The organism is Allocoleopsis sp. (assembly GCF_036703385.1).
GTDB lineage: Bacteria > Cyanobacteriota > Cyanobacteriia > Cyanobacteriales > Coleofasciculaceae > Allocoleopsis.
In genome coordinates this window covers 1-5384 of sequence record NZ_DATNPA010000367.1, presented here as the reverse complement: position 1 = coordinate 5384, position 5384 = coordinate 1, and the positions used below count along the sequence as shown (strand labels likewise).

Genomic DNA, 5384 nt, shown 5'->3' with positions numbered 1-5384 from the left:
TTGTTTATGCACAGCAAGGGGAGAGTTATCAGTTGGTTTTGAGTCTTTATCTCAACCGTGACCTGCCAAAAGGTATTCCTTTAATTGCCTTAAAGGATGTTGCACAAGGAAGCAAGCCTTGTCTTGCAATCAATCAACGACTTCTCAATTCTAATCAGTTGTCGTCACTTCTTTACTGCGAACAGGGAAATCGATACCAAAGGGTCAATGAATCCTTTTCCATTTTGTAGGAATTCATTGACAGACTTATCTAAACTGAAAGCGCAGAATAAATTACTGAAGACTCTTTTCGCATCTTCACGTATTTGCGCCAATTTTAACTTAGTGTGTCATGTCAAATCTTTCTTCAAAACCAATAGTAATCGCATTGGCTAACACGAGTCCTTTAACTTCTACGGGCAATCAGTTAATTAATTCCTTGAAGTCTCCTTCTGGCTTAATCCTGCTTTCTTGCTTTGCCGCTATGTTGGTTTTTCAGTCCATGTCCGGCAGTGCCAAAAAAGGCAAAACAGCTACTAGCTATTGGGGAGGCTCTAAGGAGAAGGCGCGGGCTGCCTCTAAAGCTAAAAAACAGATGGTTAAAGTGTCGCGCAACAATGTAGCACTCTACGTAGGAACTCCGTTTGTCATGCGCGATCGCTTAAATTCAGACTGGCACAGTAAGGGGCTGATTAAAACACCACCCAATCCAGCTTGGAAGAAGCAATTAGACAAGGTTTTTAGTAGCAGTCCCACGTTGTACGTTCCAGATGCTCAACGAGGAATTGCGGCAATTGGGGCAGCGGGTTCTGGCAAAACGTTCAGTGTGATTGACCCTCTGATTCGTTCCGCCTTAGATCAGGGTTTTCCTATGTGCTTGTACGATTTCAAGTACCCAGCGCAGACGAAGCGGGCAGTTGCTTATGCCCTGAAGCGAGGCTATACCGTGCGCGTGTTTGCTCCTGGGTTTCCTGAGAGTGAAGTGTGTAACCCGCTGGATTTGATTAAGGATGAAGAGGATGCGATCGCAGCCGGTCAGCTATCCAATGTCATCAACCGCAACTTTGACCGAGGCGGCGGCAACAACGGCGGGGATAAGTTCTTTGAAGAAGCTGGGGATAGTTTGATTGAGGGGATTCTACTCGTAACCAAAGCCGTCAAGACCCTCACTGGCGATGACAAGTATTGTGACTTGATGATGGCTCAAGCCATTTTAAGTTTAGATCAACTCCCCCAACGATTAGAGGCAGCATCTAGGGGAAAGCTGAAAGTTTGGACAACCCGACCACTTTCTCAGCTAATTAGCGTAAAGGATAGTGATAAAACCGTTGCCAGTATTGTTGGTACGGCTCAGAGGATTTTTCAACGGTTTCTCAAGAAAGACTTTGTAGGAGCATTTTGTGGCAATACAACCCTGCCGCTGGATTTAGATGGTAAGCAATTAATCATCTTCGGATTAGACCGGAATAACCGGGATATTGTCGGACCGCTCTTGGCAGCAATTTTACACATGATAGTATCTCGAAATGTATCACGAACGGTGCCTCGTCAAGACCCATTGATAGTGGCACTTGATGAGTTGCCTACTTTGTATTTACCCGCCTTAGTGAATTGGTTGAATGAAAACCGAGAAGATGGTTTCTGTGGAATTTTGGGATACCAGAATATCAGCCAGTTAGAGAAAGCTTACGGCAAAGAACTCGCTCAAGCGATTGTAGGGGGAACGGCAAGTAAGTTTATTTTCAACCCTCAAGACCCTACCAGTGCTAAGTTGTTTGCGGATTATTTAGGAGAGCAGGAAATTCAATTTCACTCCAAATCTAGGAGTACAGGTAAGGGCGGAGGAAGTAAGTCTTTCAACGAGCAACATCAGAAGCGCTTTCTCCTAGAACCAGCCGAATTTCTCAAGTTGGGAACTGGAAAAGCTGTAGTCATTAACCCAGCTTACGTTCGTCAGAGCGAAGCTTACGTTCCTCTGATTCAACCTGTAAAAGTCCCAAAAGAAGACATTGATGAGATGAATTGGTCAGAGAAGAAGTGGGACACGATTAGACCAAGGCTAGTGGCGGCTAATTCCTATAGCGTTACGGATGAGGAGAGACGCGAACAATTTGAAGAGCGGAGAGCGTTAGCTGAGGCGTTGTTCCCGCTACCGAGTGAGCCTATCTCGGCTCCTACAGCCGAAGAACTGGCGGAAGTTTTCTAGGGGGGTAGTGCTTGTGTATAGTGAGCGAGTTCAGGAAGTTTTGATTAAGTATCCCAGTTGGGCGTGTCGGGTACAATCTGCTTTCAATGCGCCACCTCTAGCATCAGATTATTCGGCTTGTGTCATTGAGGTTTTTGATCAACAGGGTTTGTTGTATGGACAAGCTTGGGGGGTGTTGTATGAGACTCAGAGACTTTTAGAGCAGCCCTCGGAGTTCATCGCTTGGTGTTTGGATGACCAATTGGCGCTGTTGTTTGTGGATGATGAGATTGTTGTCAATCGTTTGAGTTTGATAGTCCAATCTGAAGCGATGCAAAGTTGCATGTAACGGGAGCTTTTGTGTCATGTCAATCTTTGCTGTTTCTCAAGGAGATGCTGCCACTTTTCAAGCGCATTATCAGCGCTTGGTTGAAGCGTGGTTGCAAGAGCTTCTCAATCTAAATTCTCAATCCAGTGAAGAGAATAAATCTAGGGATATTCGAGTAACTGATGGCAAGAGAGTTGTTTACGGTCGAATTGGAGAAACGTTTCGTAATGAGTTAACTCCTGAATTAATCGAGCAACTTGAAGAATTAAGGCATACCAGTGTAGGCAATGTAGTCGATTCGGCTTGTTCCAAGACAATTGAAGTCGATGGGCAAGTGGTTCTAAAAACTGATGAATCAGGCAACGTAATCATCAATGAATTGTTAGAAAAAGAGCGGGTTACTGAGAGCGGACGTAGGGATGCGGAGACAGGGAGAAACGCAGATGTAGGAGTAGCAGATATTCCCAGGATAGAGGAGCAAGGGGTGCAGGGGGAGAGTTCTTTACCAGCATCTGACTCAACCACTTCTGCTCTTGACTCCTCCTTGAGACACGTAGCTTCCCATAAACCATCAAGACGAAAGCTAGGGCAAACTCCAGAGCTAACAGAGGGAGGAGTGGAGCGGGTGAGGTCATCGGTTGACCAATTACCAGACAGCCCTCTCAAGCAGATGCTCACCCTGGACTTGCATGAGACACGCACTCAATTGCAACGACAACAACAACAGATTCAGCAGCTTCAAACTCAGTCTCAGGGGCAACAACAAGCGTTGGCACAGGCTCTTGAGAATCTGATTCAACAGCGGCTGACAAAACCCACCCAGACAAGTTGGTGGCAGCGTACTCGCGCTTTCGTTACTCAGTCTATGACATCACTTTCAAACCTACGGCGCGAACATTCTGCTGCTCAATCTTTGAAGACTTTGTTCCATTCTCAAGTCCCGAATGGGGGGCGAATTTATCAGGCGGATGACTACACAATCGTGCGAGAGGGGCGTTCTTACACGCTCACGGATAAATCAGGGATAACTTTAATGCAGTTTCAGTCTTCTCCACTCTTGGGAGTGTGTGTAGAGCGCGGCACGGTGAGATTGCAAGCTTCGCACTACCGGGATATCAGGCATCTCCAGCTTTCTCAAGTTAGGGGTGAGGCGCTCAGTGGTGCCTTAGCGCCTGCGGGAGTTCAAGAAACCGATTACCTCAAGCGGGTGAGGGCTGTTACTGAGGCATTAAGTCAATATGCCAGGAGTGCTGGTTCAAAAGTACAGGTGGATGGAAAGTTCTCTTATCGGTGGTTGGCAACCCCAGATGGTCGGGTGAGGATTGATGCAAAAGATGGTCGGGGGCCGCTATTGGTTCAGGCTGGAGGTCAATTGCGGGTAAGAATGAGCGATCGCGATTTAGCCCATTTCGAGCAGATGTTACCCACGTTGAATTCTGCCATTCAGCATAACAGAGCAGTTCCGACTCAGAGAACTCAACAGCTTGCTTGGGAAAGGAATTAAGTGAGAAGTAAGGCAATGAAGTTGCAAGAACTTAAATCGTTAGTTGATTCTTGGTCGCCAGTGGTTTCCATCCAAACACAACTAATTGAGCGTATGTCCACACTTTCATGGATTGAAAGTAATTTTGCCACGTCGCTAAATCTTCCGGTTTATCTGTGGAATTTGGGGCAGAGAACGTTCAAGCAAGTCACACACTTAGATGGCACTTGTTGCTTTCAGTCAAACTCTGTGTGTGACGAGTTTAACCTACCCAGTTATGACTGTCTAAGTGTTCTTGATTTTCTTGCTTGTTGTTCACACGAAGGTGTGTTTGTAGTAGAGAACTTACAGTCGCTATGCAGTATTCCTGCAACGGCTGATAATGTATCCCGCGAACGAGCTGCACAAATTAATTCTTAACTGGTCAACATTTTTGAGGAATTTAAGTCTAGCTCTGTACCAAAGTATTTACTTCTTCTGGGTACAGAGGAGGTGAGCCTACCTCCAATGCTTGCTGGGTTAATCCCTGAAGTGTGGAAGCCACTTCCAGGGTTAAGAGAGATTAGCGAGTTTATGAGGGAATTTTTACTTTCTTTATCTTCTCTACCTGATTTAGACAGCATTGACATCCAAACCTTACCTGTAGCGGCATCTGGTTTAAGTCTTGAAGAAATCAAGATTGGATTGCGCTTGGCTTTAAATCGAAACCAAGGTAATGATGTTTTCTTAAAGCAGTCTTTGCTGGACTACAAAGTTGAGCTGTTACGGCGTGACGGCTTAGAGTTTATCAGTAAGCCTGTTGTCCCCGACTTCGGAGGGTTGGAGCGACTGAAAGCAGCGCTATTGGAGGTGAAATCCGATTATTCTCAAGAGGCGAGAGAACACAATATCCCCCTGCCCAAAGGATGGTTGCTTGTAGGACCACCGGGGACAGGAAAAACATTGGCAGCGAAGGTGAGCGCTCGTGAGTTAGGCTTTCCGCTAATTAATGTGGATGTTGGGGCAATTAGTAATAGGGGGGCTGCCTATCTAAAGCGTTTAATCGATCGAGTAGAAGCTTGTGCTCCAGCAGTGGTGTATTTTGACGAGTTCGATAAGTTGTTTACGGCTTCAAATGATAGGGGAGAGGATGTTAATTCTAGGGCGTTGCTGGGGGTATTGCTGACTTGGTTACAGGAAAAGCAGTCAGCAACGTTTGTCATTGCCACATTAAACCGTCTTAAATCTCTCCCTCCAGAACTAACTCGCGTTGGGCGTTTTGACGAAATTTTTTATGTGGGATTTCCAACAGCAATTGAACGCAAGCAAATTCTTCAGTTGCACGCTTCACGGTTTGATGAGCGCTACAAAGATGGGGATAGTCCGCTAACGCAACAAGAATGGAAGATTCTACTAGGAAAAACTGTTAA

General features: G+C 45.9%; 5 protein-coding genes and 1 pseudogene. All 6 read left to right on the top strand.

What is annotated here, in order from left to right:
- Nucleotides 1-230, top strand: a pseudogene (locus tag V6C93_RS18215) (hypothetical protein); the annotation flags it as partial.
- A gap of 233 nt (nt 231-463) precedes the next feature.
- Nucleotides 464-2185: a type IV secretory system conjugative DNA transfer family protein gene (locus tag V6C93_RS18210; RefSeq protein WP_349262757.1), complete on the top strand. Its 1722-nt coding sequence runs from the start codon at nt 464-466 to the stop codon at nt 2183-2185.
- A gap of 13 nt (nt 2186-2198) precedes the next feature.
- On the top strand, nt 2199-2513 hold the full coding sequence (locus tag V6C93_RS18205; RefSeq protein WP_333478089.1) for a hypothetical protein: 315 nt from the start codon (nt 2199-2201) through the stop codon (nt 2511-2513).
- Nucleotides 2514-2529: 16 nt separating this feature from the next.
- Nucleotides 2530-3996 (top strand): hypothetical protein, encoded by a 1467-nt coding sequence (locus tag V6C93_RS18200; RefSeq protein WP_333478088.1) that lies wholly within the window; start codon nt 2530-2532, stop codon nt 3994-3996.
- A gap of 15 nt (nt 3997-4011) precedes the next feature.
- Complete coding sequence (locus V6C93_RS18195) at nt 4012-4395, top strand: hypothetical protein (protein ID WP_333478087.1); 384 nt, start codon at nt 4012-4014, stop codon at nt 4393-4395.
- A gap of 87 nt (nt 4396-4482) precedes the next feature.
- The coding region (locus tag V6C93_RS18190; protein ID WP_333478086.1) for an AAA family ATPase at nt 4483-5384 on the top strand (902 nt) is incomplete at its 3' end.